Annotated in this window: 20 protein-coding genes and 3 pseudogenes; 10 read left to right on the top strand and 13 right to left on the bottom strand. The window is 60.4% G+C overall.

Annotated features, from left to right (window positions below):
- Window positions 1–116 precede the first annotated feature (116 nt).
- On the top strand, window positions 117–452 hold the full coding sequence (locus ACA060_RS17170) for a hypothetical protein (RefSeq protein WP_109632637.1): 336 nt from the start codon (window positions 117–119) through the stop codon (window positions 450–452).
- A 215-nt stretch (window positions 453–667) separates the two neighbouring features.
- Here ACA060_RS17170 and ACA060_RS17165 read toward each other — a convergent pair whose 3' ends face one another.
- Window positions 668–2,353 (bottom strand): sensor domain-containing diguanylate cyclase, encoded by a 1,686-nt coding sequence (locus ACA060_RS17165; protein ID WP_497311961.1) that lies wholly within the window; start codon window positions 2,351–2,353, stop codon window positions 668–670.
- Between the two features lie 112 nt (window positions 2,354–2,465).
- The gene (locus tag ACA060_RS17160; RefSeq protein WP_109632636.1) at window positions 2,466–3,368 is read right to left on the bottom strand and encodes a LysR family transcriptional regulator; all 903 of its coding nucleotides are present in this window, start codon (window positions 3,366–3,368) and stop codon (window positions 2,466–2,468) included.
- Between the two features lie 106 nt (window positions 3,369–3,474).
- Here ACA060_RS17160 and ACA060_RS17155 point away from each other — a divergent pair, with 106 nt between their 5' ends.
- Window positions 3,475–4,854 (top strand): MFS transporter, encoded by a 1,380-nt coding sequence (locus ACA060_RS17155; RefSeq protein WP_497311959.1) that lies wholly within the window; start codon window positions 3,475–3,477, stop codon window positions 4,852–4,854.
- A complete protein-coding gene (locus tag ACA060_RS17150; protein ID WP_497311957.1) occupies window positions 4,851–6,125 on the top strand; it encodes a glucarate dehydratase family protein in 1,275 nt (424 codons plus the stop codon). Before ACA060_RS17155 ends, ACA060_RS17150 begins: the two co-directional genes overlap by 4 nt.
- Here the strand turns inward: ACA060_RS17150 and ACA060_RS17145 are convergent.
- Window positions 6,109–6,417 carry a DUF7693 family protein gene (locus ACA060_RS17145; protein WP_497311955.1) on the bottom strand — a complete coding sequence of 103 codons (309 nt, stop codon included), beginning with the start codon at window positions 6,415–6,417 and terminating at the stop codon, window positions 6,109–6,111. The genes ACA060_RS17150 and ACA060_RS17145 overlap by 17 nt on opposite strands.
- 55 nt (window positions 6,418–6,472) lie before the next feature.
- Window positions 6,473–6,584, bottom strand: a pseudogene (locus ACA060_RS17140) (thioesterase); the annotation flags it as partial.
- A gap of 202 nt (window positions 6,585–6,786) precedes the next feature.
- Here ACA060_RS17140 and ACA060_RS17135 point away from each other — a divergent pair.
- The 4 genes from ACA060_RS17135 to ACA060_RS17120 all read left to right on the top strand — a co-directional run bounded on the left by ACA060_RS17135 (window position 6,787) and on the right by ACA060_RS17120 (window position 9,982).
- Window positions 6,787–7,176, top strand: coding sequence for a c-type cytochrome (locus ACA060_RS17135; RefSeq protein WP_497318291.1), 390 nt, complete (start codon window positions 6,787–6,789; stop codon window positions 7,174–7,176).
- Window positions 7,177–7,210: 34 nt separating this feature from the next.
- On the top strand, window positions 7,211–7,738 hold the full coding sequence (locus ACA060_RS17130) for a GNAT family N-acetyltransferase (protein WP_497311953.1): 528 nt from the start codon (window positions 7,211–7,213) through the stop codon (window positions 7,736–7,738).
- Window positions 7,739–8,246: 508 nt separating this feature from the next.
- Window positions 8,247–9,467 (top strand): MFS transporter, encoded by a 1,221-nt coding sequence (locus ACA060_RS17125; RefSeq protein WP_497311951.1) that lies wholly within the window; start codon window positions 8,247–8,249, stop codon window positions 9,465–9,467.
- Between the two features lie 35 nt (window positions 9,468–9,502).
- On the top strand, window positions 9,503–9,982 hold the full coding sequence (locus tag ACA060_RS17120; RefSeq protein WP_497311949.1) for a VOC family protein: 480 nt from the start codon (window positions 9,503–9,505) through the stop codon (window positions 9,980–9,982).
- A gap of 12 nt (window positions 9,983–9,994) precedes the next feature.
- On the opposite strand, the gene ACA060_RS17115 is transcribed toward ACA060_RS17120, so the two are convergent.
- The 8 genes from ACA060_RS17115 to ACA060_RS17080 form a co-directional block, all read right to left on the bottom strand.
- The gene (locus ACA060_RS17115) at window positions 9,995–10,858 is read right to left on the bottom strand and encodes an alpha-amylase family protein (RefSeq protein ID WP_497311947.1); all 864 of its coding nucleotides are present in this window, start codon (window positions 10,856–10,858) and stop codon (window positions 9,995–9,997) included.
- Window positions 10,855–11,829 (bottom strand): alginate O-acetyltransferase AlgX-related protein, encoded by a 975-nt coding sequence (locus tag ACA060_RS17110; RefSeq protein ID WP_497311945.1) that lies wholly within the window; start codon window positions 11,827–11,829, stop codon window positions 10,855–10,857. Before ACA060_RS17110 ends, ACA060_RS17115 begins: the two co-directional genes overlap by 4 nt.
- Window positions 11,826–12,479: an alginate O-acetyltransferase AlgF gene (locus ACA060_RS17105; RefSeq protein ID WP_497311943.1), complete on the bottom strand. Its 654-nt coding sequence runs from the start codon at window positions 12,477–12,479 to the stop codon at window positions 11,826–11,828. The genes ACA060_RS17110 and ACA060_RS17105 overlap by 4 nt, the downstream gene beginning before the upstream one ends.
- An 8-nt stretch (window positions 12,480–12,487) precedes the next feature.
- Entirely contained in the window at window positions 12,488–15,031 is a 2,544-nt protein-coding gene (locus tag ACA060_RS17100) for an NfrA family protein (protein ID WP_497311941.1), read from the bottom strand.
- On the bottom strand, window positions 15,028–17,142 hold the full coding sequence (locus ACA060_RS17095; RefSeq protein WP_497311939.1) for a glycosyl transferase family protein: 2,115 nt from the start codon (window positions 17,140–17,142) through the stop codon (window positions 15,028–15,030). The genes ACA060_RS17100 and ACA060_RS17095 overlap by 4 nt, the downstream gene beginning before the upstream one ends.
- A 12-nt stretch (window positions 17,143–17,154) precedes the next feature.
- Window positions 17,155–19,368 (bottom strand): hypothetical protein, encoded by a 2,214-nt coding sequence (locus ACA060_RS17090; RefSeq protein ID WP_497311937.1) that lies wholly within the window; start codon window positions 19,366–19,368, stop codon window positions 17,155–17,157.
- A 41-nt stretch (window positions 19,369–19,409) separates the two neighbouring features.
- Window positions 19,410–20,648, bottom strand: coding sequence for a non-hydrolyzing UDP-N-acetylglucosamine 2-epimerase (wecB, locus tag ACA060_RS17085; RefSeq protein ID WP_497318289.1), 1,239 nt, complete (start codon window positions 20,646–20,648; stop codon window positions 19,410–19,412).
- Window positions 20,649–21,251: 603 nt separating this feature from the next.
- Window positions 21,252–22,139, bottom strand: coding sequence for a LysR substrate-binding domain-containing protein (locus ACA060_RS17080; RefSeq protein ID WP_497311935.1), 888 nt, complete (start codon window positions 22,137–22,139; stop codon window positions 21,252–21,254).
- Between the two features lie 134 nt (window positions 22,140–22,273).
- On the opposite strand from ACA060_RS17080, the gene ACA060_RS17075 reads away from it, so the two are divergent.
- The 3 genes and pseudogenes from ACA060_RS17075 to ACA060_RS17065 form a co-directional block, all read left to right on the top strand.
- Window positions 22,274–23,326 carry an agmatine deiminase family protein gene (locus ACA060_RS17075; RefSeq protein ID WP_497311933.1) on the top strand — a complete coding sequence of 351 codons (1,053 nt, stop codon included), beginning with the start codon at window positions 22,274–22,276 and terminating at the stop codon, window positions 23,324–23,326.
- Window positions 23,327–23,330: 4 nt separating this feature from the next.
- A pseudogene (locus ACA060_RS17070) lies at window positions 23,331–23,528 on the top strand (nitrilase-related carbon-nitrogen hydrolase); the annotation flags it as partial.
- Window positions 23,527–23,685 (top strand): annotated as a pseudogene (locus tag ACA060_RS17065) (extracellular solute-binding protein); the annotation flags it as partial. The pseudogenes ACA060_RS17070 and ACA060_RS17065, both read left to right, overlap by 2 nt.
- Before the next feature lie 112 nt (window positions 23,686–23,797).
- Here the strand turns inward: ACA060_RS17065 and ACA060_RS17060 are convergent.
- On the bottom strand, window positions 23,798–24,700 hold the full coding sequence (locus tag ACA060_RS17060) for a carbohydrate kinase family protein (protein ID WP_109632604.1): 903 nt from the start codon (window positions 24,698–24,700) through the stop codon (window positions 23,798–23,800).
- Window positions 24,701–24,704: the final 4 nt, after the last annotated feature.

Raw genomic sequence — 24,704 nt, 5'->3', positions numbered from 1 at the left:
CGTTTGCCATGAGGCGGCTATCGTCTGTTTTAGCTGATACCAATTGGCCATCTCATCCGTTAGAGTGTGCGCCGCCCGAGAGATGGATCCCGGGCAACATCTCATGGAGTTTTTCAGTGAAGTACCTCAGTAAAGTTGCCGCGGTAGCCTTGTTCGGTCTGGTTCTGGCGGGTTGCACCGGCACACCGATGAACACCCAGCATTATGAAAGCAGCCAATACACCGTCCTTGGCCACAGTGAAGCCAGCGCCACTGGCCTGTTGCTGTTCGGCGTGATCCCGATCCAGCAGAACAACCGTTTTGTTCGCGCTCAGAACGCGGCGATCAAAGCCAAGGGCGGCGACGCAATGATCAACACCCAAGTGCAGGAAAACTGGTTCTGGGCCTGGGTCCTGACCGGTTACACCACCAAAATCTCCGGTGATGTGGTTAAGCTGAAAAACGTTCAGTAAGCCCAATACCCGGTTTTGTTTGCGGATGCGCAATTGTGGTGAGGGGATTTATCCCCGTTGGAGTGCGAAGCGCTCCCAAAATCCTCGACAGTGCCGAGATCTTGGGGCTGCTTCGCAACCCAACGGGGATAAATCCCCTCGCCACAGGTCTTTTGCTCGACTGAAGATTTTCTTAAGTGAGCTTAACCGGGTTTTTCATCATTGGAAGCTGGAGGTCAGTGGCGTTCCGTCACGCGGGACTGCGCAGCCACCCGGTTCCTTCCCGACCACTTCGCCTGATAGAGCTGCTGATCGGCACGTTTGATCAGTGCGGTGGTATTGCTGTCCGATGTCTCCGCCAGACCTATGCCGATACTCACCGTCACGTGCCCAACCGTAGCAAAGCTAGCCGCGGCAATCGCGGCGCGGATCTTCTCGGCAACGACCTCGGGGCTCTCCGGCTCCTCGATTTCCGGCAACAGCACCGCAAACTCCTCACCGCCGTAACGGGCCACGAAATCAGTGGCGCGGGTGTTGTCCTGAATCAGCCGGGCGAGCTGGTGCAACACCTCATCGCCAATCGCATGGCCGTGGGTGTCGTTGATTTGCTTGAAGTGGTCGGCGTCGATGAACAGCAACGCAAACGGTCGTCCAGTGCGTTGGAACAGCAGGTTGCACTCGTCCAGTTTTTCGTCAAATCGCCGCCGGTTGTACACGCCGGTCAGCGCATCGTGGGTGGCCAGTTTCAACAGATCGGCATTGGCCCGGGTGAGGGCGGCGGTGCGTTGCGCGACGGTGGCTTCCAGCGACGCATTGGCTTCCTGCAACTCGCGTTCCTTGCCGAGCAAGGACTGCGTCATGCCCTGGAGGGATTGCCCCAGCTGGGCAATTTCCCGCACCGGATGGTCTTGGGGGAACGTTGCACCTGGCTGTTGGTTCTGTACCCGTTTGGCCGATTTGGCCAACAATTCGATCGGGCGACTGAGGTACAGCGCCAGGTAATAAGCGACCAAGGCGAACACGATCGCGGCAATCACGCCCAACAGCAGCAACTTATAGAACAGGATGCGTGCGGGCTGAAGCGCGATATCCAGCGGTTGCCGGACCGCGATGTACCAGGCAAGGTCCGTACTCGAAGGCGTCGGCACCGCGACAACGCTGGTCAGGTAACCATTGCCTACTGACCAGCCAGAGGTGTCGGAATGGTTTTCCCGGGCCTGCGGCATGTTCGGCACGTGTTGCCCCATGAGCGCTTCCGGATAGAGCACTTTGCCGTCGTGGTCGACGATCAGCGCCTCCACTTCAGGCGTCATGTCTTTGCGCAGCACGGCCGAGTCGACAATTCGCGTCGCCCAGCTCCAATGGGCATGCGCGCCCAGCACACCGATCACCTGGCCATTGGCATTGCGGATCGGTGCGGCGAAATCGATGAAGCGCAACGGCTCGCCAGTGGCAGTTCCCGGCAGCAGTTTGGCCAGCAACACCGCTTCGTGCGGATCACCGGTGTAAGCACCGCGCATCCCGGCCTGGAACCACGGACGCTCCTTGACCGATTGATTCACCAGAAGGCCATTCACGGCTTGCCGCACACGCCCGTCGGCGTCTGCCACGCCCATCCAGGCGTACTCGGCGCGGGACTGCGAACGCAGCTCCATCGACGACAAGATGTCCGGATCGTTGAGGTCGCCATTTTTGAACAGCGGGGCTCGACTGAGCAAAGACACTTCGAGCTGACGTTCATGCAGTTGCGCGCCCAACAACTCGGCCGCAGACCTTGCCGTGCTCAACAACGCATTGCCGCTCGCCTGCTTCATCTGCTCGGTGGCGATGTGGCCGACATAAAAACCCACGCTGACCAGCGTGAGCAGCGACAAGCCGGCAAACCAGAGTGTCAGGTGACTACGCAGACTGGCTTTGATCATGGGGGCCTGGCTGAAGTTTTTGGAATCGCGGCATGGTATGCGCAATGGAGGGGTAGCTGCCAGTGGCGGCGCTTTCATGGCCCGGGCCGAATGACCTTTCTTCGAGGCAATTTCAAACACCCCATCCTTCCCGCACAGCCCGTCGAATCGCCTCCAGCAACATCGCAAACGCCGGGTTGTCGTTGTTCTCGCGCCAGATCAAATGCAACTCGCTCTGCACCCCTTCGCCCAGATCGATGTCGCGAAACACCACGTTCTTGAACACCACGCTGGTGGCGCAGCGAGGCACCAGGGCCAGGCCCATGCCGGCGTTGACCAAGGCCAGGATGGTCAGCGACGAGCCTAGCCATTGCACGTATTCCGGCGCCACGCGGGCAGAACGGAGCATACCGGTCAGCAGTTCGTTGAACGGCGGGTAGGCGGCGTGGGAGTACATTAGGAACGGTTGCGCATCAAGGTCATTGACCGACACGGTTTGTGTGCTGGCGAGCCGATGGTGACTGGGCACGGCCAGCACAAAGGGTTCACGTACCAGGCACTCGGTGGCGTAGCCCGGCTCCAGCAGCGGCGCGCGGACGATGCCCAAGTCGATACGCCGCGCACGCAACGCTTCGTGTTGCTGGTAGGTGTTCATCTCCGACAGATCGATTTTCACATGGGGCTGTTTGAGTCGCGCCTCGGCGATGACCTTGGGCAGAAACTCGTACACCGCGCTGCCAACGAAGCTGATGTTAACCGAGCCGATGTCCCCTTCGGCAAAGCGCCGCGCCGTCACCGCGGCTTGCTGGGCACGCTCGAGCAGGTTCTGCGCCTCGATGAAAAACGCCCGGCCGGCGGCGGTCAGCGCAACGCTGCGGGTGGTGCGGGTAAACAGCTCGACACCCAGGTGATGCTCCAGCAGTTGAATCTGCCGACTGAGGGGTGGCTGGGTCATGTTCAGCCGTTCGGCGGCGCGACGGAAGTTGAGTTCGGTCGCCACCGTGGTGAAGCAGCGCAATTGAGTCAGTTCGAACATTGATCTAATCCAGGTATCAATCGAATGCCAAGTTAGATTAGACGGGATCAATGCCGGCGTCCATGATCGGCCTGTCCCTAAAAAAACAATGATCGGGAGTTGCCCCTTGAATACCCTCCAGAGTCCGCCGGACCCGACTGTGCTTGCCCGCGCCGCAGCCAAGGTCAAGCGCCACGTGCTGCCGCTGTTCGTGGTGATGTTCATCGTCAACTACATCGACCGGGTCAACATCGGCTTCGTGCGCAGCCACTTGGAGACCGACCTCGGTATCGGCGCAGCCGCCTATGGCCTGGGCGCCGGGTTGTTCTTCATCGGTTACGCCATCTTCGAAGTGCCCTCCAACCTGCTGCTGCAGCGCTATGGCGCTCGTGCCTGGCTGACGCGGATCATGTTCACCTGGGGCGCGGCGGCGATGGCCATGGCGTTCGTGCGCGGCGAAACCAGTTTCTACGTGCTGCGTTTTATTCTCGGGGCGGCCGAAGCAGGTTTCTTTCCCGGCATCATTTACTACTTCACCCAATGGCTGCCGTCGACCGAACGGGGCAAGGCCATGGCGATCTTTCTCAGCGGTTCGGCCATTGCCTCGGTGATCTCCGGTCCGGTGTCCGGCGCGCTGCTGAACGTCAGCGGGTTCAGCCTGCATGGCTGGCAGTGGATGTTCCTGATTGAAGGCTTTGCCTCGATCGTGCTTTGCACATTTGTATGGTTCTGGTTGCAGTCCCACCCGCGTCAGGCGAACTGGTTGAGTGCCGAGGAGAAGGACGCATTGGTAGGCGCCATCGCCCTGGAACAGCAGGCCCGCGAAGCCACGCAGACGGTCAAGCCGTCGATGTTCAAATTGCTTGCCGACAAGCAAATCGCGCTGTTCTGCTTCATCTATTTTTCCATCGCCCTGACCATCTACGGCGCCACGTTCTGGCTGCCGAGCATGATCAAAAAGATGGGCAACCTCGGCGACTTCCAGGTCGGCCTGTTCAACTCGATTCCCTGGATCATTTCGATCATCGCGATGTATGGCTTCGCCGCCATGGCCAGCAAATGGAAACACCAGCAGGCCTGGGTTGCGCTGACGCTGGTGATTGCCGCGTTCGGCATGTTCATGTCCACCACCGGCGGGCCGATCTTCGCCTTCGTCGCCATCTGCTTTGCCGCGATTGGTTTCAAGGCTGCCTCGGCGTTGTTCTGGCCGATTCCACAAGGCTATCTGGATGCGCGCATCGCTGCTGCCGTGATCGCCTTGATCAACTCCATTGGCAACCTCGGCGGTTTTGTCGCGCCGACGGCGTTCGGTCTCCTGGAGCAAAAAACCGGCTCCATCGAAGGCGGCCTCTATGGGTTGGCGGCCACTTCACTGGTCGCGGCGGTGGTGATCTTCTTTGCTCGCACGGCACCTCGTGGCGATGCACGCAGTGTGCTGACCGCCACCCCACAACAATCTCCAAGTCACCCCGCATTGAAACCTGAGCCAAAGGGAGCAGCCTCTTGAAAATCACCCGAGTCAGCGTCACCCCAATCGCCTTTCGTGATCCGCCGCTGCTCAATGCCAGCGGGATTCACGAGCCCTTCGCACTGCGCTCGATCATCGAGATCGAAAGCGACAATGGCTACATCGGTTTGGGTGAAAGCTATGGCGATGCCCCGGCGCTGCTGATCCAGCAGCAACTGCAACAGCAACTGATCGGTCTCGACCCGTTCAACCTCAATCAGCTGCGCCGCATCGTCCAGGCCACGGTGGCGGCGAACAAACCGGCGAGCATTGCCGGTGCGGAACTGGCGCCCGGTTCCCACGCGAGCAAAGCGGTTAGCAACGCCTATTCGGCGTTCGAAGTGGCGTTCCTGGATTTGCAGGCGCACTCGCTGAACGTGCCGTTGGTGGACCTGCTGGGCGGAGCGATCCGCGACGAAATTCCATTCAGCGCCTACCTGTTTTTCAAGTACGCGCAACATGTCGATTCACCCTACAAACCGGACAATTGGGGCGAAGCCCTGAACGAAGAGCAGATCGTCGCCCAGGCGCGACGGATGATCGAGGCCTACGGTTTCAAGAGCATCAAGCTCAAGGCCGGCACGCTGGATCCGGAGCACGAAGTGTCGTGTATCAAGGCGCTGAAAAAAGCCTTCCCCGGCTACCCGTTGCGCATCGATCCGAACGGTAACTGGTCGCTGGAAACCTCTATTCGCATGGCCGAATTGCTCGGCGATGACCTGCAGTATTACGAAGACCCGACGCCGGGCCTCGAGGGCATGGCCGAGCTGCACAAACGCACGGGCCTGCCGCTGGCGACCAACATGGTGGTCACCGATTTCGATGAGTTCCGCCGCAGTGTGGCGCTGAACAGCGTGCAGATCGTCCTCGCCGACCACCATTACTGGGGCGGCCTGCGCGATACCCAGGCGCTGGCAAAAATGTGCGACACCTTTGGCCTTGGTGTGTCGATGCATTCCAACTCGCACCTGGGCATCAGCCTGATGGCGATGGCGCATGTGGCCGCCGCGGTGCCGAATCTGGATTACGCCTGCGACACGCATTACCCGTGGCAGGAGCCGGATGAAGAGGTGATCAAGGGCGGCAAGATTCCGATTGTCGATGGCTGCGTGAAAATCACCCGTGCGCCGGGGTTGGGTCTGGAACTGGATCACGATCAGCTCGGCAAGCTGCATGATCAATACCTGACCTGCGGCATTCGCCAGCGCGATGACGTGAAACAGATGCAGCGTTACAAGCCCGGCTGGAAGGCGGTCAAACCGCGTTTTTGAGTTCCGTCAGCAAACGCTCGATCTGCGCCAGCTCCCAGGTGCTGAGCAAACTCACCGGGTCGGTGCCGTAACGTTGCCAGTGGTCGAGTTCACCTTCGCGGCCGTCCGGGCTTTGGCAACGTTGGCAATGCAACAGGCGATTGCCGTCGACACCGAGGCTCAGGCGCCAGCCTTCGATATCGACGTGCACGTGGCCGGGCTCGGGTTGTTCGACAAGGAGTATCAGGCGCCGAACTTCCAGCGCGGCGTCGCGCAATTGCTGGTAAACCTCGCGGTTGGTGAGGGGCGGCACAGCTTTCTCCGGTGAAATGGCGAGGTGCACAGGATAGAGCCTGCGTTTGCCGCTGTCAGCGGAGCCATCACCACCACGCCGACCACGCGTCCTTTGCTCACGAAGCGGTGCTCCATAAAGCTCCACTTCTCGTCCCAGCCCAGCATCCGGGTGTGAATCTCGAAGGCGGAACCAGAGACTCATAAGTACGCCGATGATTAAATGACCGGTGCACTTTAGGGAGGAGGGATCAGGTAAGGTAGGTGCGCAAATGACTTTTTTCATGCGAAAAGCGCAATTGGATCATGTATGTACGTCACTTCTTTACTGGCGGGCCAATGTTTCGCCGCCAGCGCCACGAACCCTGCCACAGATGAATTGGAGCAGGACGTGAAGAAAGCCGCAGCACTCACCTTGGCCTTGGTGTTCATTGCCGGATTATTCAGCGCCCCTGCACAAGCGGCCGGCGATGCTGAAGCGGGCGGGACACTGTTCAAGCGAATATGCGGCGGCTGCCATCAGGTCGGGGAGTCGGCGCGAGGTTCGTTCGGGCCACAACTCAATGGCATTTTTGGACGCCCGTCGGGCAGCACCACGGATTATCAATATTCCGACGCGATGAAATCGGCCGGCATCGTCTGGACCCGCGAAACCCTGACCGCGTACCTTGAAGCGCCGAAGGAAGTGGTGCCCGGCACTCGCATGATTTTCTGGGGACTCAGCGATCCGGAAAAGATCGAAAACCTGTTGGCGTATCTTCAGACCTTTCAGCCGCAGTAGGACGTCCCGACGTTCGCCAAGGATAAAAATATCGATGCAACGAACCACCTCGCGATTGCTGTTAAGGCCGCCTCGATCCGAAGACCTGGCCAGCCTGTTTGCTATCTACGGCGACCCTGCCACGAACCAGTACAACCCGGCCGGGCCTTTGACTGTGATTGACCAGGCTGAAACGCTGCTGGAAGACTGGATTCGCCACTGGACCCTACACGGTTACGGGCTGTGGACCATTACCACCCGTGCTTCCCCGGATTGCGTTATCGGGTTCGGCGGGATGGGTCTGCGCAAATTTGGTGAAGTCGAGCTGCTGAACCTCGGTTATCGATTGGCCGTGACTGCGTGGGGGCAAGGCTATGCGACCGAATTGAGCAGGGCGGCGCTTGAATATGGATTCGATGAGCTGAAGGTGCCGGAGGTTTTTGCGCTGGTCAGGCCTGCCCACGCCGCCTCAATAGCCGTGCTGGAAAAGATCGGCATGCAGCGTGTCGATGTGCTGGATGACGTACCGGGGCAGGCGCCCAGTCTTGTTTACAAGATCAGCCTGCCCTTGATTGGGGGCTGATTTTTTGCGCATGAAAAGCCTGGCTGGTTGGGTCGGGCTTTCATTGAGCTCAACGGTGAAGCGATGTTGACTTCGATGTGTCAGGAGTAGACCCTTGGTTTCGATGATTTTCAGAGCTGTAACTTGAATGTTCTTTCTGAATATAAACCCCAGTTATTGTTTGATTTTATAGTTGTTCATGGGTTTGCACTTACATGATGTAGGGGCAATCAATCAATGGAAGTGATGTTGATAACTTCTGGGAGGCAAGGATGCAGGAAAAAGTTATTTCTCTATCTTCAGTTCGTTGTTTTATTCGGCATCTGTGCGAGCGGCATCACTCGCGTGATTTTGCAATAACGTTGCCTTCGTCGCTCAACTACATGCGTGTGGGTTCTGTTGACAGTTATGTAACTGGCCGCTTGCCTGCTTGGTGAAGTGCACGTTCAGTTTTCTATAACCTGCTCTCATGGTTTGCATCGCGCGCAGCGGGATACGTATAAACGTTGAATAATAAAACGGAGTCATCATGGCAAATCACTACCGCGAACTGCTCGCAATCCCCGGCGTCATGGGGTTGGTGGTCGCGAGCTCCATTGCCCGTTTGCCCCAGGCAATGATCGGTATCGGCATCATTATCATGTTGGTGCAGCAGACGGGTCTTTATTGGCTGGCCGGTTCAGTCGCGGGCACTTTTACATTAGCGAATGCGCTGTTCGGCCCGCAAGTATCGAAACTCGTCGATCGGCGAGGTCAAAGTCGCGTTCTGCCGCTTATGACTGCCTTCAGCGTCGGCATGTTACTGGCGCTGATACTTGCGGTGTATATGAAGGCTCCGTCTGTCCTGCTTTTTATTCTTGCGGCACTGGCGGGCACGATGCCAAGCATGCCCGCGATGATAAGAGCGCGCTGGTCACAACTGTTCCGTGGCAAGCCGCAATTGCACACGGCCTTTTCCCTGGACACGGTTATCACTGAGATGGCCTTTATTATCGGCCCACCCCTGGCCATTGGTTTGAGCACCCGTTTCTTCGCCGAAGCCGGGCCGCTGGTTGCCGTCTTGCTGCTGGTCATCGGCGTGACAGCTTTTCTGCTGCAACGGCAGACAGAACCGAAGGTGGTCGTGGGCCGCAAGGAGAACGCAGGCTCGGCTTTGCTGATCCCCGGCCTTCGCACCATTGTCCTGGCGCTGCTGGCGATGGGTGCGATTGGTGGATCAATCGATGTGGCGGTGGTTGCCTTCGCCAACGCGCAAGACTGGCCAGCGTCTGCCAGCTTCATTCTGGCCGCCTATGCGCTCGGCTCCCTGATAGCTGGCCTGACGTTCGGCGCGTTAAGGTTTTCCTTGCCGGTTGAAAAACAGTTCTTCGTTGGAGTACTGGTCACGGCCGTCACCGGCGTACTGCCGATTTTCTCACCGAACGTCTACATCCTCTCGGGGATGCTATTTGTGGCTGGCATGTCATTTGCGCCAACGATGGTCGTGGTCATGAACCTCGGTACGATCATTGTTCCGCCGTCACGGATCACCGAAGGTCTGACGTGGATGTCGACGGGCATCAGCATCGGCGTAGCGCTCGGTGGCGTGGCCGCGGGTCTTATCATCGATGTCTACGGCGCGCGGGCAGGTTTCGGTGTCGCCATTGTCGCGGGGATCTTCATGGTGGTGGTCGTGCTTCTGGGGCTACCTGCACTTCGCGCCACGTCAGCGGTTTGCGCCGAGCCGGGCTTCCAGTCATCAGCCAGCTAGAATGATCATTCACTCCCCAATACTGGAGAACCAGAATGGTCAGCAAAAACACGATTTGTCTCTGGTACGACGGCGCTGCGCTGGAGGCCGCGACGTTCTACGCCAAGACGTTTCCCGACAGCGCGGTGGACACCATTCTTCGCGCGCCTGACGACTATCCGGCGGGCAAGCAGGGCGATGTGTTGACGGTCGAGTTCACGGTGATGGGCATTCCTTGTCTCGGCTTGAACGGAGGCTCGGGGGTCAAGCATAACGAGGCGTTCTCGTTCCAGGTGGCGACCGATGACCAGGCCGAAACGGACCGCTTGTGGAACGCGATTGTGGGAAACGGTGGCCAGGAAAACGTTTGTGGCTGGTGCCAGGACAAATGGGGACTGTCGTGGCAGATCACGCCCCGCGTCCTGACGGACGCGATCAACAACCCTGATCAAGCAGCGGCCAAGCGCGCGTTCAACGCCATGATGCAGATGGGGAAAATCGACGTCGCGGCGATTGAAGCGGCTGTCAGGGGTTAACCCGGCCTGACGTTATCGCGCCAGTTGCTCCACCAGCTCAGGCGTCAAGTAGTGCGGTCCGTCGAACAGGTACAGCGGATAACCGTCATAGGCCGCCAATTGCGGTTTGAGCTCCGCGGCGGTCGCGGAGCGGAATCCACCTCCGAAGTTGGGGCGGAAGGCTTCGACGATGATGCGCACCCGGTCTTTGCCCAGGCGCTGGCGCAAGGCGTCGGCGTAGGTTCTGGCAACCGGTGCGGTGCGGGCGTAGACACCGACGCCGTCCTGGAAGAACACGCCAATGTCATTCGGCAGCCACTGCTTGAGCCATTCGGCCGTGGCGACAGGGCCGATGTTGGCGCCGTCATACACGCTGATCCACAACGGTCGCGGTAACTTGGCCAGCAGGGCGGGCAGCTCTTTGGCGCGGGTCCAGCTGGGGTCGACTTCGGCGGGGAAATACCAGCCGGTGACGTGCAAGGGCGTCGGCAATTTGGCGATGCGTGCCGAGACTGCCGCCAGTTGCTCGATGTTGTCCCGTGAGCGGTTTTCGCTGAAATAGCCGGCCAGTCCGAGGATGACGTCTTGCGCCCAAGGGGCCTTGGCAATGCGTGCCCAATCGGGCAGAACCGGTACGCTGGGCAGGCCGGTACCGGCAACGAATGCCTGATCGTCGACGACGGTCCACTGCACCAGCAGCTCACGGGCCCCCAGTTTTTCCCAATGGCCGTTGATGCCGACGGTCTTGTTGTCCGGCTGCCAGACGATGCCGACGATCCCTGGGGTCTGGGCCTTTTTGTCCGTCACGTAGAGCACGCCAGTCCCGGTGCCGAGAATGGCGGCAAACAACAGACCCGCAACGGTCGCGCGACTGGCGGTGTAACCAAGAATGTTCACGGAAGAGCCTTATTGATGCGCTGATGCCATTGGCTCAGCGAGGTGACGCCTTTGGCGTTCCAGTTAGCTGCGGCATCGGGGCCGAGGTGGAATTGGCCCTCGTTGAATTGCCAGACGATCACTTGCGGTTTGTGTTGGGCGAAATCCGCAGACTCCAGGTATTGCAGCAGCGTAGCCCATGGGCCGACATCGCCAGGATTCCAGGTCAGCGCGACGGGACGGTCCAGGGCATTGGAAAGCTTTTGCGTAAAGCCCAGGTAAGGCTGGACGAAGCTGTTGCCGATCACCTGGACCGGTGCCGGTGCGTCATCGATCAGCAAGTCGTTCTGGGCCTGATGGCGAACGGTGTAAATGTCGCGACCAATCGATTTACGCTTGATCGCCGGCAGGAAATTGCTCGCCAGGTCACCGAACGCGCGACGGTCAAACCACTCGCCCAGCGCAGCGCCACCGCCGGGTTCGCCTTGCAGGCGGTAACGCTCGGTAATCAGTTGCGCCGTGGCGTCAGCGGTGTTTTCCGCACTCCAGGCTGTCCAGTGGTAGTCGGCGCGGTAAAACGCGGTCTGTTTGCCGTGTTCGGTGCGTTGCAGGACAGGCTTGATGTTCAGCGTGGTCAGGCCTGCCTGGCTCAGGTCGCTCTGCAAGTGCTCGTAGCGCTGGATCACGGTCGGGCTCAAGGGCTGATTGGCGGGCAGACGCGCGGCATAAAACGGCGCTTTCATCGGCACCACCAATACGACCAGACTGATGTGTTCCCGGGCAAGGTTCTGCTGGAGTTGTTTCACCAGCGCAATGTTGCGGGCCATGCCTGGTTTATCGACTTTGCTCAAACTCTCCCAGGCCGGGAACAGCCAGCCACCTTCGCCGGTAATGACCGCCGAGGCTGCTTGAGCGTTGGTGCCCGACAGGCTCAACAATACACCGGCGATCATGGTCGTGACCGGCAAGCGAGATTTCAACGCAAGGATCATGGCGCGGTCTGGTCGACAAGGCCGATCAGGCGTGGAGCCTGCCGAGAGCCGACCAGGAACAGGCTGTAACGATCGCCGGCCTTGAAGGGCGCCAGCTTGAACGGCAGGCTGCTGTTCTGCTCGCAACTGGCAACCAGTGTCGCTTGCACCGGGTTGATCGTGCGCTGGGCCTGGCCGTTGAACGGCACCTGATTGAACACAGGGGCATGGTTAGCCAGTTTGACCCCAGCCTTTTCGCAACCGTTGGCCAGGTTGTAGATATTGAGTTCGGCGCGCAGGTCTTTGCCGCGCAGCGGTGGATCGATGATCAGGCGGGGTGTCCGTGCCGGGTCGCTGTCAAGAATCAGTGTGACCCATGCACCTTTCGATGTGCTCAGGCCCTGTATCTCGCGACCGTTGACGGTCACTTGCAGCGGCTGTCGCGAGTCCACGACCTGAAAAGGACTGGCCACTGTGGCCTGGGCGGAAAGGGCGAAACTCGCGCCCTGGCCCACCTGGACCTGCATGGCGGTGTCGGAGGGGTTGACCACCCGCACCCAGGCCGAACCCTCGGGCAGTTTTGGCGCGTACAACTGGGCAATTTCAGGGGCGGCATTTGCCCCCATCGGGATCAGGCCAAGTCCCAACCACAAACAGAATCGAATGTTCATGCAAGTCCTCAATAGGAATAAGTCAGGCGACCGAAGACACCTTGAGCGCGATCATCGCCCAGCACCTTGACGCGGTACTGCAGGGAGAAGTCGACATAGGAGCGGGGCGCGTTATACGCGTCTTCGCGGAACCAGTAGCGCACGTTGTTGCCGACACCGATGCCGCCGGCCTTGCCGGACGATGAGTCCGACTTGCCGTCGGCGTCGGTGCCGCTGTTCATCTTTGAGTCGTAATCGAACGCGGCCACCACATGGGGGAACGTCACCCAGCGCGAGCCTGCGCCACCGATGGCATAGCTGCGGCCGACCTGCCATTCGCTGTTGAAATAGTCACGCGAATCGTTGACGTAATGTCCGGCTTCAGCGAACAACTGCGAAGTCCACCAGCTGGAGGCATCGACCCGCAGATCGGTCCCGACGCTTGCGCCATAGCCCAGACGCAGCAGCCAGTCACCGTCGACGTCCGACGATCCCAAGGGGAATGTGCGCTCGACGGCGGCCATCACGTTCAGCGACGTAAAGGGTTTGACCCGTACACCCACGGCACCTTGCAGCGCATCGAAACCGGTGTCCGAATCACTGTTCTTGCTCCACAGCGTGTCGGTGACGCGTCCGTAGAGTTCGACAAACCGTGCGTTGCGATAACCCAACGGACGCCAGGACAGTTCGGTGCTGTTTTGCAGGCTGTCATTGCTGCTATTGCCGCCGCTCGGCGCTGAGCTCAGGCCGCTGCTGGTGCTGTTGCCGCGATAACTGGTGGTGTTGGTCAAACCCCAGGTGCGCGAGACATCGGCCACGGCGCGACGGGTGTCGAACAGCTGCTGCGGGGACAGGTCCAGTTCACCGGCATTATTGGCGTCGATGACGCGCTTGAAGTAGCTGACGGCTTGCTCGTCCTCGCTGACCCGCATCGCGTTGTAGGCCGCATCCTGAGTGGCGGTCGGCGTGAGTCGGGTGTCGGCGTCGGCCTTGCGGAACGACACGTTGGCGCCGTCATCGTCGCCAGCCTGGACCGACAAGTAAGCGATTTGCAGGTCGCTCATCGATTCCAGTTCGCCCGTGTCCCGCGCTTGTTGCAGCCGTTCGCGTGCAGTTCGACGCTGGCCGATGGCGCTGTACAAACTGGCTTCTTCATAAGCAGGCAGGCTGCCTAGCGCCAAGGCCTGGGTAAAGTCCTCGCGAGCCCCGGCGTCGTCACCCGATTGCTGGCGCAGACGACCGCGTTGGGCCAGCAGCCGCGCGTCATCGCCTGTGAGCTTGAGGCCCTCACTGGCTGCCGCAATGGCTTCGGGCACTCGTTTCTGGTCACTCAGGGCGCTGACGAGCAACCGCCGATACGCCGGATTCTGCGGCGCACGGGCAATGGCTTCATTCGCCAGGACGACGGCTGAGGCGGGGTCCTTGCTGGCGAGTGCGGCGTAGGCCTGGCCGGCCTTGTCGGTTCCGCCGTCGCGCTGGTTGCCCGGCCAGATATCGCAGACCAAACCGAAGGCGGTTTCCTGACAGTTCAGGGCCGGGGCCGGGAACTGGGCTACAGCGTTCAACTCATTGTTTTTTTGCCTGAGCGCCATTCGGGCGGCGGTACGTCGGCGGGCCACTTCGCCGCCTTCGTCGTCGGCCAGAGGCTGCAGCTGATCGAGCGCCCGCTGAGGCTCGCCATGGGCCAGCGCGGCGTCGGCGGCGAAGAAACGAATGTCACGGGTTTCCGTTTCCAGCAGACCCTCGATAGCCAGAGCCTGGTTCAGGTCAGCCTGGGCCGCCGCTGTTTTGCCCTGACGATCAAGGGCGTAGCTGCGCAGAATCCACGGTGCGATTTCGCCATCGTCCTGAGCCAGTGCGCCGGAGGCGGCCAGCTCGGCCCCTCGGTAATCCTTGGCCGCGAGCAGGGCGCTGATCAGCAGTTGCTGATTGGCGCCGATTTCCGGTGCCCAGGCGACGGCTTTCCGGGCCTGATCCACGGCCAACGGCACTTGGCCTTGCTCCAGGGCGCGATAACCTTGGACGGCCAGCGGCGCCGCCAATTGCCGGCGAATCGCTTCGCGGCGCATCAGCAACGTATCGTCGTCCGGGAACACGGCCAGTGCCTGAGTGGTGGCCTGATCCGCTTCTTGAAGATGTTGTTGACGCTGCAACGACTCGATCAGCAGCAGTCGATAATCCATGCGCTTGGGTGCTTGAGCGATGGCTTTGCGCGAAGCCTGTGCCGCCGCGCCGAAATCATCGCGATCATAGGCCTTGAAGGCCTGGGCCGCGGCGCCGAAACCCGGCGCCTGACGTGACGGTGAGTAGCGTTTGGGATGATCACGCAGATCCTTGTCCCGTTGCGCCAGCACGATCAGCGTGTTCAAACGGGTGATGTCGGCGCGCTGACGCAACGCTTCGCGGGCCTTGGCGATGGCCAGGTCGTAGTCTTTGCGCTCGTAGGCGCTGTAGGCCTCGTTGGCGGTGACATAGGCCGGGCCGGTCAACGGCAATGGCAGCGTTTGGGCATGAACCAGCGCAGGTATCAGGCTCAGCCCCGTAGCCATGAGGGTCAGCAAGGGGCGATTCATGCCGGTAGCTCCGCAGGGTAGTGGCTGTGCTGACGTGCCACGGCCTTTTCGATGGTGGCGCGGGGCAGCACGCCGCTGTCGACCAGATAGTCGCCGATGCGTCCGTGACGCTGCGGGCGGTACTGCAGCATGGTGCGGTTGAACACGTCGCGATCCAGCAGGCCCATTTCGATCAACAGATCACCCAGCAGTGGCGCGCGGGCATCCGGTACCGACTGGCCTTCGCGCACGTTCATCAGGCGCAACTGCGCGACGATTTCGCTTTCCCGGGCAATCAGTTGCAACGGCTCGCTGCCCAGTACTTCGCTGACCTGTTGCAGACCTTCGGCCGGCAACGGACTGGCCACGGCCAGTTGTGCTCGGCCGTCGGCATTCAAACCCACCGGCACCACACGCCAGCGCAGCGCGAATTCATCGTCCAAAGTAAGGGTCGATGCCTGTGCCTTGTGGGCCACATCGAACACCCGCGGCAGGTCGTTCTGGAAGGCGATGGCTTCGGCCAGGGTCTCGTCGTCCAGCCAGCCATTGCTAAGCAAGATCCGCCCCAATGGCATGTGACGGGTTTTCTGTTCGGCGAGGGCGTTTTGCAGGTCGGTTTCGTTGATCGCCTGCCAGGACAGCAACACGCTGCCCAGCTTGCGCGGTGCGGCAGCGACCAGGTCGGTGGAGGGGAAGTCGTGCATGGTCTTGTCCCACACCAGTTTGCGGTTCATGACCTTGCCGACCAGGAACATCCGCCAGGCCCGTGACGCAGCCATGAAGTTGACGAAGTTGCCCACGACCATGCGCGGGATCGACAGCAAACCGTGCTGCCAACCGTACAGCACGGTGGTGAAATAGCAGCGGTGGGCGATGCGCCAGGCCAGCGCGACACCGTTGGCCAGCAGCAAGTATTTGATGAAACCGTTGGTTTCGAATGGCGTGGGGAAACTCACGTCCCACAGGCCGCTCTGGCGCAGGATGATCAGGCCCAGCAGCTGTACCAGAATCACGTAGGCGATGATGCTGACGAACGCCGTCACCACGCCTTTGCGGTCACGAAACAGCAGATACCGGTTGGCCAGCGAACCGTTCCAGCCCATTTGCTCCCAGCCTTGCAGGCCGATGCCCAGTGTCCAGCGGGCCTTCTGGCGGAACGCGGTGCGGAAGGTATCGGGAAAGAATTCGCGCACGCACAACGGCATCTTCAGCGTCGATTCGTAAGGCTTGCGAAACCAGGATTTGCGCAGCACGCGAAACTGCACCGGGAAGCGCACGAAGATCGCGTTCATGCCAACCTTGGCCAGGCGTGCGCCAACGTCGTAGTCCTCGGTGAGGCTGTCGGTGTTGAACGGCTGGTTCTGGGTTTCCCCGGCCAGCACACGCAACGCGCGGTGTGAAAAGCACGTGCCGACGCCGGCAGACGGCACCGTGTCGGTCATGCTTTCACGCACCACCAGGTCCTTGCCGTGCCATTCGGCGAACTCGTCCATGTAGGTGCCGGCCACCCATTCGTACCAGTTGCGCTCCAGCGACACCACGGGCAACTGGATCATGTCCTTGCGCGGCAGCAAGTAGTTGAACAGGCGCAATTCCATCGGGTGCAGCACGTCTTCGCTGTCGTGCAGCACGACACCGGCGAAGGTCATGCCGTGGGTTTTCTCGTGCAGGAAAATCGCCTGGATCACCCAGTTCAGGCAGTCGGCCTTGCAGGTCGGCCCGGCATGCGGGACTTCCACGCGGTGCAACTGCTTGTAGCGCCGACGCATGCGCTCCACTTCATCAATGGTGCGCTGGTCGTTGATGTAGGTGCCGACGAAAACCACATAGTTCTGGTAGTCGAGGGTCGACACCATGTTTTCGATCATCGGCGCGATGACGTCATATTCCAGCCAGGCCGGGACCATGATTGCCAGCGGCTGTTCATCCCGGGCCATCAACTGCTCGGCGGTCAGCGGCCGGTATTTTCGGTCCGCGGTGAACTTGCGAAACAGACGGCGAGACCAGTACCACAGGTCAATGAACAGATCGTCCAGGCTGGAAATCAGGATCAGCACCGCGACCACGATGGTCGAGAATTCCAGGAAGCTGTAGTAGTGGGCCAGCCAATAGGGCCAATAAAGCGACGTCATCGAAGGGTTCCGTTACTGGCGATTGCGACGGGCGTTACGGCCAGCCAGCAACAGGATGAGAACCAACAGGATGCCACCCGGAATCAGCCACAACAGCGACGGTGTCCGCCAGGCGTCGAGGCCTTTGGGTTCTTCGTTGTCGATCAATTGGCTGCCGCTTGGATCTTGAGTGTCGAAGGTGGTCAGTGCGCCGTTGTCGCCCAGGATGGCCACATCGCCGCGGGTCAGCAGAATTTGTTTGGCGAAGCGTGGCGTGTCGGTGCCCAGTGCGCGATAAACCATGCCGCGCTGGCCGCCGGCATCCACCACTTGCAGCGAGGCCAAGTGGTTGAGGGGATGCACGTCAAGCAACACCTGATCCTTGTGATTGATGCGCAGGCGTCCCTGCTCATCGACCTGCACCGACTCCTTGCTGTCCTTGATCGGCAGCTCGAAGGCGAGGAAGGCCTTGTCCTGCGTGACCGAGGCGTTCGGGTCAGTGACGACCTTTAATTGCGCCCGCAGCGGCGAGACACCGGCGGCGTCGGCGACCGAAATCACCTGCGGCAAGCTGCTCGCCGGGTGCTCAAGGTAGGCCCGCGGCACCAGGATTTGCGTGTCCTTGGCAAAGCGCGCGGCCATGCCGGAGAAGTCATCACCCAGCGCGGTTTTTTCCAGCACGATGTGGCTGGTCGGCAGCACCGACACAGGGAAGGCTTGTGGCGTTTCCAGGCAGCGATCACTCACTGGCTGACGCTGGAACGACACGCGTAGCACGTTGGTCGCGCCCACGGCGTAACGCGGGATGCGCGCTTCGATGCGTTGTTTTTCACCGTTGGCCACCAGTTGCTGCGCACCGATCAGGTAATCATTGAGAAACAGCGAGGCCACCGGCGCAGTGTCCGAAGCGCCGGGCGCGGCAGACACGTCGACCACAGCCTTGACCGGCAAGCGCCCGTCGTAAGCCACGCTGCCCAGAGGGAATGACGTGCTCCAGTCAGACTTGGCCAGCACGTCGATGGCGCCGGGATTGCCGCCCAGGCGCGACAGGGCGACACGGCCGTCGGTGCTCAAGGGCAGCAGCGCTTCGCTGATGGTCAATTGGCGACTGCGCGCCAGTTTGTTCCAGGCGGTACTGAACAAGGCCAGCGCCTTGCCGGTGGCAGGCGGCGCGATCATCAGGACCGGACGCGTGCCCACCAAGGCCAGGCGCACATTGTCTGTGCCATCGGCAGCAAGGCCGGCATTGATATGCGTCTCACGCCATTGCGTGAACGCGTTGGCCGCCGTGGCATCGAGGCCCTGGATCTGGCTCTGCAGCGCGTCGAGGGATTCATTGACCGCTTGGAGCAGTTGCGGGTCGTTGACCGCCAGATCCGCCTGGACGTTCGGCGTTTGGCCCAATACCAGCAATGCGCCAATCTCCGCCGGGTTCGCCAAAGTGTGCGAACCCTTGCCGTTGAGGCTGGCGAACGCTGGAATACCTTGCAGTTCGGCCGGAATGCGCAGGCCGCTCAGGTCGACGCTGTCTTGTACGGCAGGGAAGGGCAGGATTTGACTGCGCTTGCCAATCCGCTCCAGTGCCACGCCCAGACGCCACGCCGAATCGTAGCTTTCAGCGGATAAGGTGCCGGGCGCGACCATGATCCCCGGCTTGCCGGGCAAAGCCGTCCACGCTGCGCCGACGTCGCGCAACTGGCTGGCGTCGTAGCTGTAAGTCAGGCGGGTGTCCGGTTCGATGCGCAAGACGTTGCCGATGGCGCGTTCGTCTTCGCACAGCACACGGGACACGATCGACGACCAGGCAATGCCCAGGCGCACAGAGCCGCTGTCCCGCGCTTTTTTGTCCACGCCCAGCGTGGCGCTGGCGTCACCCTGAGGTTCGCTGAGGCCTTCGGCGCGCACCGGATAACCGTCCAGCGACAGCAGCAGCGTATTGCGGCCACCTTCGCCATTGAGGTAGCTGGCGTCGAAGTTCAACGTCGCATCCGTCAGCGGAACACCTGCCGGTACGGGCAGATACAGTTCACGGCGGGCATCGGTGGAGCCGAGGATGATCGGTGCGTCGATCCCCAGATCGCTCAAGCGCACCTCACGCTCTTGTCGGGTGTCGGCGTTGAGCCGGTTGATCGCCTGGGTGAGCGGACTGTCCGCGGCCAAGGCAAAGGTCGGCATGAGCGCGAGCAGGCTCACACCACAGGCAAGGGTGCTGAGTGCACCCGTATGGATGGCAACGGAAGACTTCATTCAGGTAGATCTCGAGCTGATAAGGGGAGGAGCGGTTTGGTTTATCGAGAGGTGAAAGCCGGGTAATGCTTCTCGGGCACAGACTGTGTTGACGGGTAGTGCAGGAACTTGGGCAAGGACTGGCTGGCCACGATGAAATCGTCCACCGGGCGGCCCATCAGGGCATCGACGATGCGCGCACTGGCCTTGCCGTCGCCGTAAGGGTTGGCCGCCTGGGAGCAACGGCGCCACAGCAGGTCGTCATCGAACAGCGCGTTGACGCCGGCGATGATCGAGTCCGGTGAGGTGCCGACCAGACGCACGGTGCCCGCCGCGACAGCTTCCGGGCGTTCGGTCACATCACGCATGACCAGCACCGGTTTGCCCAGGGACGGCGCTTCTTCCTGCACGCCACCGGAATCGGTGAGGATCACATGGGCTCGTTGCATCAGGCGCACGAAGGCCAGGTAGTCCAGCGGCTGGATCAGGTGCACGTTGGGCAGGTCGCCCAGATGCTCGGTGACCGGGCCCATGACATTCGGGTTCAAGTGCACCGGATAAACGATCTGGATGTCCGTGCGCCGGGCCAGATGGCTCAGGGCCTTGCAGATATCCAGGAAGCCTTCGCCGAAATTTTCCCGACGGTGCCCGGTGACCAGCAGGACCTTGCGGCCGGCCTGCAGGAACGAGAACTGCCGGTCCAGGCAGGCACGCAGGTCGGCGTCCTGCTCAATGCGCCGAGCGGTCATCTGCAACGCATCGATCACCGTATTGCCGGTGACAAAAGTGCGACCCTGCAGGCGTTCGTCGAGCAGGTTCTGGCGCGATTCGTGGGTCGGCGCAAACAGCATGTCCGCACCCAGGTCGATGCAGCGACGGTTCATTTCTTCCGGCCACGGGCTGTAGATATCACCGGTTCGCAGCCCGGCTTCCACATGGCCGACCGGGATGCGTCGATGGAACGCCGCCATCGCGGCGACCATGGCCGAGGTGGTGTCGCCGTGCACCAGCACCCGGTCCGGGCAGGCCATTTCCAGCACCGGATCGATCGCCCCGTAAAGCGCCGCCGTCAACGAGTTGAGCGTTTGCTGTGGCGTCATGACATCGAGGGTGTAATCGGCCTTGAGGTCGAACAGATCGAGCACCTGTTTCAACATGCTTTGATGTTGGCCGGTGATACATATCTGCGAATGAATGCCGGGTTCCGCAGCGAGGGCTTTGACTAACGGCGCCATCTTGATGGCTTCCGGACGGGTACCGAAGATCGAAAGGATTTTAATCCTTGAATGATGGCGAGCGATGATTGCCTTCCTTGCGCAGTTTGAGTGCGCAGCACAATGCAGGCCCAAGTTTTATGGCGACTTGAGCAAGCGGTGTTATCTGAATTTTGATTAATACCGGGAGATCAGCGTGGGCGCTGATGATCACTTCATGTGAGAGGTTGTATCGCCTGTAAACCCGGAAGCGGCGGGATTATTAGCATCGAAGGGGAATGTTTTAAAGAGTTATATGAGGTTTTTTATTTAATCAATAAGTTTGAAACTTTTGTAATAATAGTCTGTCTTTTTTTGGTTTTGTGTTTTTTGAGAAGTTTTGTTTTTTGTTGTTGTTCGCATTTTAAATCATTGATTTATAGATGTTTTATTATTTTGTCGCCGTTCGTCGGCGCGTGTGAATTATTGTTTGGTTATAACAGTCGCGATTGACCATATTCGCAGTGTTGTTTTCTGAGGTGTCAGTCACTTATATGGCGCCTGAATAATGTCACGATACACTGGATATTCTTTTTGAACTAATAAAGTTTCTTGTAAAAGTGCTGTCGGGCAAGAGTAGTGGGCAGAGTGTTCTGTTGTGAAATGGGAACTTCGCCAGCGTTTATGGCTGGCTAACTGACGCGCACCCATTTATGTCGCAAGTGCGGACGCCGTCTGGTTCGCTGCCTCCAGGTTACTCAGCAGCCATTCGATGAAACTTCGTGCCAACGGATTGTTCTCGCTGTCACGGTGAGTCAGCAGGGCCCAGTTCGGGCCGCGAATGGTGCCTTCCACCAACGGTTGCAACAGTCCGCTATCGCGCGCTGGCCGACTCAATAGTTGGCTGACCAGCGCAATACCAAGCCCCGCGCACGCCGCGTCCAGCAGCAGGCCGGGGTCGGAAAAATTCAGCCCCTGATCTTTCTGTCCGACATCAATGCCAGCCTCCACGGCCCAGTGACTCCAGTCCATTTCCCGCTCGCCGTGAAGGGTGGTGCGCTGCTCGACAGGCACCGCCAACAGGTTCGGGTGACAGGCCGGGTAGAGGCGGTCGGCGTGCAGCACCTTGAAGTTGCACTCGGCCTGGGAGCTGATGTCGTCGCGCACCGCGAGGTCGATGGTCTGGGTGGTCATGTCCGGGACTTCATCGGTGCTGAAAATCCACAGATCGACCTCCGGATGCTGCCGGCGAAAATCCCCCAGGCGTGGCAACAACCAATGACGAGCGAACGTCGGCGTGGTGTTGAGCACCAGTTGATTGGGTTTCTGATACTGCCCGAGGCGACGAATGCCGACCGCCAGTTGCTGCAATAACGCCTGGGTGGTGCTGAGCAAATCGTGACCGGCATCGGTCAGGCTGACACTGCGTCCGCTGCGAAAAAACAACGGCTGCTCAAGGTACGTTTCAAGCGTGCGAATCTGCTGGCTGATCGCCGATTGGGTCAGGTGCAACTCGTCGGCAGCCTTGTGAAAACTGCCCAGGCGGGCGGCGGCTTCAAAGCCGCGAAGGGTGCTGAGCGGAGGCCAGTGCTTAAGCATATTGATAAGTTCCTCTAATCACTTTTCTACAAAATCCATCGTTTGTTGGCCATATTTTAGGGCCGTAGCATGCATGCCAAGACCGCGAAGGCAGTTTTCATTGAACACAATGACTTAACTAAAGGGTGCTTGTCATGCAGCAGAACGAACTTCAAAACAGTGGCTGGTGGATGCCGGCAGAATGGGTAAAACACGCCGCGACCTGGATGGTCTGGCCGCACAACCAGGCACTCTGGGAGTCGGGTTGGCGCGTTACCCTGGCGCAAGTGCAGAAGGATTTTGCCGGGGTGGCCAACGCCATCGCCCGTTTCGAACCGGTGACCATGGTGGTCGATCCGTCGGCCGTGGCGAGCGCCCAAGCGCTGTGCGGACCCAACATCGAGCTGATCGAATTGGCGGTGAACGACAGTTGGTGCCGTGACTCCGGCCCAAGCTTCGTCTGCCACCCGCAACAAGGCCTGGCCGGGGTGAGCTGGCGCTTCAACGCGTGGGGCGGCAAGTCGGCCCACGATCTGGATGAAGGCCTGGCACGCCGCGCACTCAATCACCTTGGCTTGCCGTGCTTTGGCACACCGCTGAGCAACGAAGGCGGCGCGATTCATGTGGACGGCGAGGGCACGCTGATCACCACCGAGTCGGTGTTGCTCAATCCCAACCGCAATCCGGGGATGAACAAGGCTGAAATGGAGGAGATCTTCAAGCGTCTGCTGGGCGTGAAGAAAACCATCTGGCTGCCGGGCGATCCGGATTACGTGACCGGCGACATGACGGACGGCCATGTCGATGGCGTCTGCGCATTTGCACGCCCTGGCGTGTTGCTGGTGGATGCCACCCACGACAAGCAGTCGGTGTATGCCGAAGTGGCCCGCGAGAACCGCCGCGCGCTGGAACTGGCCACCGATGCCCAAGGCCGCAAGTTCGAGCTGATCGAGCTCTATGAAGCCACTGATGCGGTGGACACCGAGGCCGAAGTGTTCTGCGCTTCCTACACCAATTTCTACATCGCCAACGGCGCAATCATCATGCCGGCCTATGGAATCGACGCTGACAACGCGGCGGCCGAGGTGTTGGCCCAAGCGTTCCCGGGGCGCGAGGTGGTGCCGGTGCGAATCAATCACTTGGCCCATGGCGGCGGCGGGGTGCATTGCATCACCCAGCAGCAGCCCGCCTGGCCAGTGCAGGGGTGATGCCATGACGCTGCTAACGATTGCCACCGCCCAGATGCCGTGCACCTGGGACTTGCCGAACAACCTCGATCAGGCTGAGCAATTGGTCCGCGAGGCGGCGGCGAAGGGTGCCCAGGTCATCCTGTTGCAGGAGCTGTTTGCCACGCCGTATTTCTGCATCGAACAAAGCCATAAGCATTTGGCGTTGGCCGAAGAATATCGCTCGCCAGGACGTCGATGCGACGATGCGCAACAACCCGGACATCTACCTCGATGAAGCGACTTATGCGCGGTTGATTCCAGGCAAGGACATTCCCCAATCCGACATGCGCGCGCGGATGCGCACCTGGACCAAGTTCAAGACGGCCACTGCAAAATGAGTTTTATAGACAGGGATCCACACATGCCGACGCGTCGGGGACCAGTCATCAACCGGCGACTTGATCGGGGTGGAAGCGAAAGCGCAATGCCTTCGCCAACTCTGTCAGAGCGTCAAACTGAGGTGTTGAGTAAACGCTTCACCTCGTCCAGCGCAGGCGCATAGGCACCGGCATGGCGGCAGGATATCGACGCGCAGGCGGCTGAAAACTGCAGGCGCTCCCTCGGATCGGCCATGCCCAGCAAGTCCGCTGCCAGCCAACCGGCCATGCAAGCGTCGCCTGCCCCCACCGTATCCGCGACGTCCACTGCAATCGCGGGTTGCTCGTAAACAGTGTCCGGGGTGTGCAACACCATGCCGTGCTCACCGCGGGTGAACAGGATTTGCGCGTGCGGGTTAAGCGCGCGCAGCTCATCCATGGCCTGGCTTTCGGTGAGCCCTGGATAGAGGTGCCGAAGGTCTTCGTCCGACAGCTTGATCAGGTCGGCGAGGGCGGTCATCGTCGGGAAGGTCTGCGCGCGGTAGTGGCTGTCCATCAAGTTGCGCCAGTTCGGATCGAAGCTGATCCGTTTTCCTGCCTCTTTCGCTCGCGTGGCCAAGTTGACTAACTGGTCTGCCAGCGGTTGGCGGGCCAGGCTGATGCAGCTGAAATGGCAGATTTCAGCGTGGACCATCCAGCTGTCCGGCAACTGCTGTGCATCGAAGAACAGATCGGCGTCGCCGGCAAAAAAGTACCGTGGTGGGCGGCTCGACGGGACGATGGCCACCAGCGGATCGCGGTCTGCCCGTTGCAGGAACCGCATATCCAGACCTGCCGCAGCCGATTGCCGGACGATTTCATCGCCCAGTGAATCCGTGCTCACCGAGCCTGCGAACGCGGTGCTGATGCCCAGGCGACTCAGCGCTCGGGCGACGTTCCACGGCGCACCGCCCGGATAACCTGTCCACTGCCCGGGAAGGCCCTGGACAAGGTCGGTCAGGGCTTCGCCAAATACGACTGCGCGAGGCAATACCATCGTC

Source organism: Pseudomonas sp. LBUM1671, assembly GCF_059695685.1.
This window is presented reverse-complemented; position numbering and strand designations above follow the sequence as displayed.

Coding starts and splice junctions, on each gene's coding strand:
- ACA060_RS17165 (WP_497311961.1), bottom strand. CDS start 2,353: ATGATCAAAGCCAGTCTGCGTAGTCACCTGACACTCTGGTTTGCCGGC.
- ACA060_RS17160 (WP_109632636.1), bottom strand. CDS start 3,368: ATGTTCGAACTGACTCAATTGCGCTGCTTCACCACGGTGGCGACCGAA.
- ACA060_RS17130 (WP_497311953.1), top strand. CDS start 7,211: ATGCAACGAACCACCTCGCGATTGCTGTTAAGGCCGCCTCGATCCGAA.
- ACA060_RS17125 (WP_497311951.1), top strand. CDS start 8,247: ATGGCAAATCACTACCGCGAACTGCTCGCAATCCCCGGCGTCATGGGG.
- ACA060_RS17120 (WP_497311949.1), top strand. CDS start 9,503: ATGGTCAGCAAAAACACGATTTGTCTCTGGTACGACGGCGCTGCGCTG.
- ACA060_RS17110 (WP_497311945.1), bottom strand. CDS start 11,829: ATGATCCTTGCGTTGAAATCTCGCTTGCCGGTCACGACCATGATCGCC.
- ACA060_RS17105 (WP_497311943.1), bottom strand. CDS start 12,479: ATGAACATTCGATTCTGTTTGTGGTTGGGACTTGGCCTGATCCCGATG.
- ACA060_RS17100 (WP_497311941.1), bottom strand. CDS start 15,031: ATGAATCGCCCCTTGCTGACCCTCATGGCTACGGGGCTGAGCCTGATA.
- ACA060_RS17095 (WP_497311939.1), bottom strand. CDS start 17,142: ATGACGTCGCTTTATTGGCCCTATTGGCTGGCCCACTACTACAGCTTC.
- ACA060_RS17090 (WP_497311937.1), bottom strand. CDS start 19,368: ATGAAGTCTTCCGTTGCCATCCATACGGGTGCACTCAGCACCCTTGCC.
- ACA060_RS17080 (WP_497311935.1), bottom strand. CDS start 22,139: ATGCTTAAGCACTGGCCTCCGCTCAGCACCCTTCGCGGCTTTGAAGCC.
- ACA060_RS17075 (WP_497311933.1), top strand. CDS start 22,274: ATGCAGCAGAACGAACTTCAAAACAGTGGCTGGTGGATGCCGGCAGAA.
- ACA060_RS17060 (WP_109632604.1), bottom strand. CDS start 24,700: ATGGTATTGCCTCGCGCAGTCGTATTTGGCGAAGCCCTGACCGACCTT.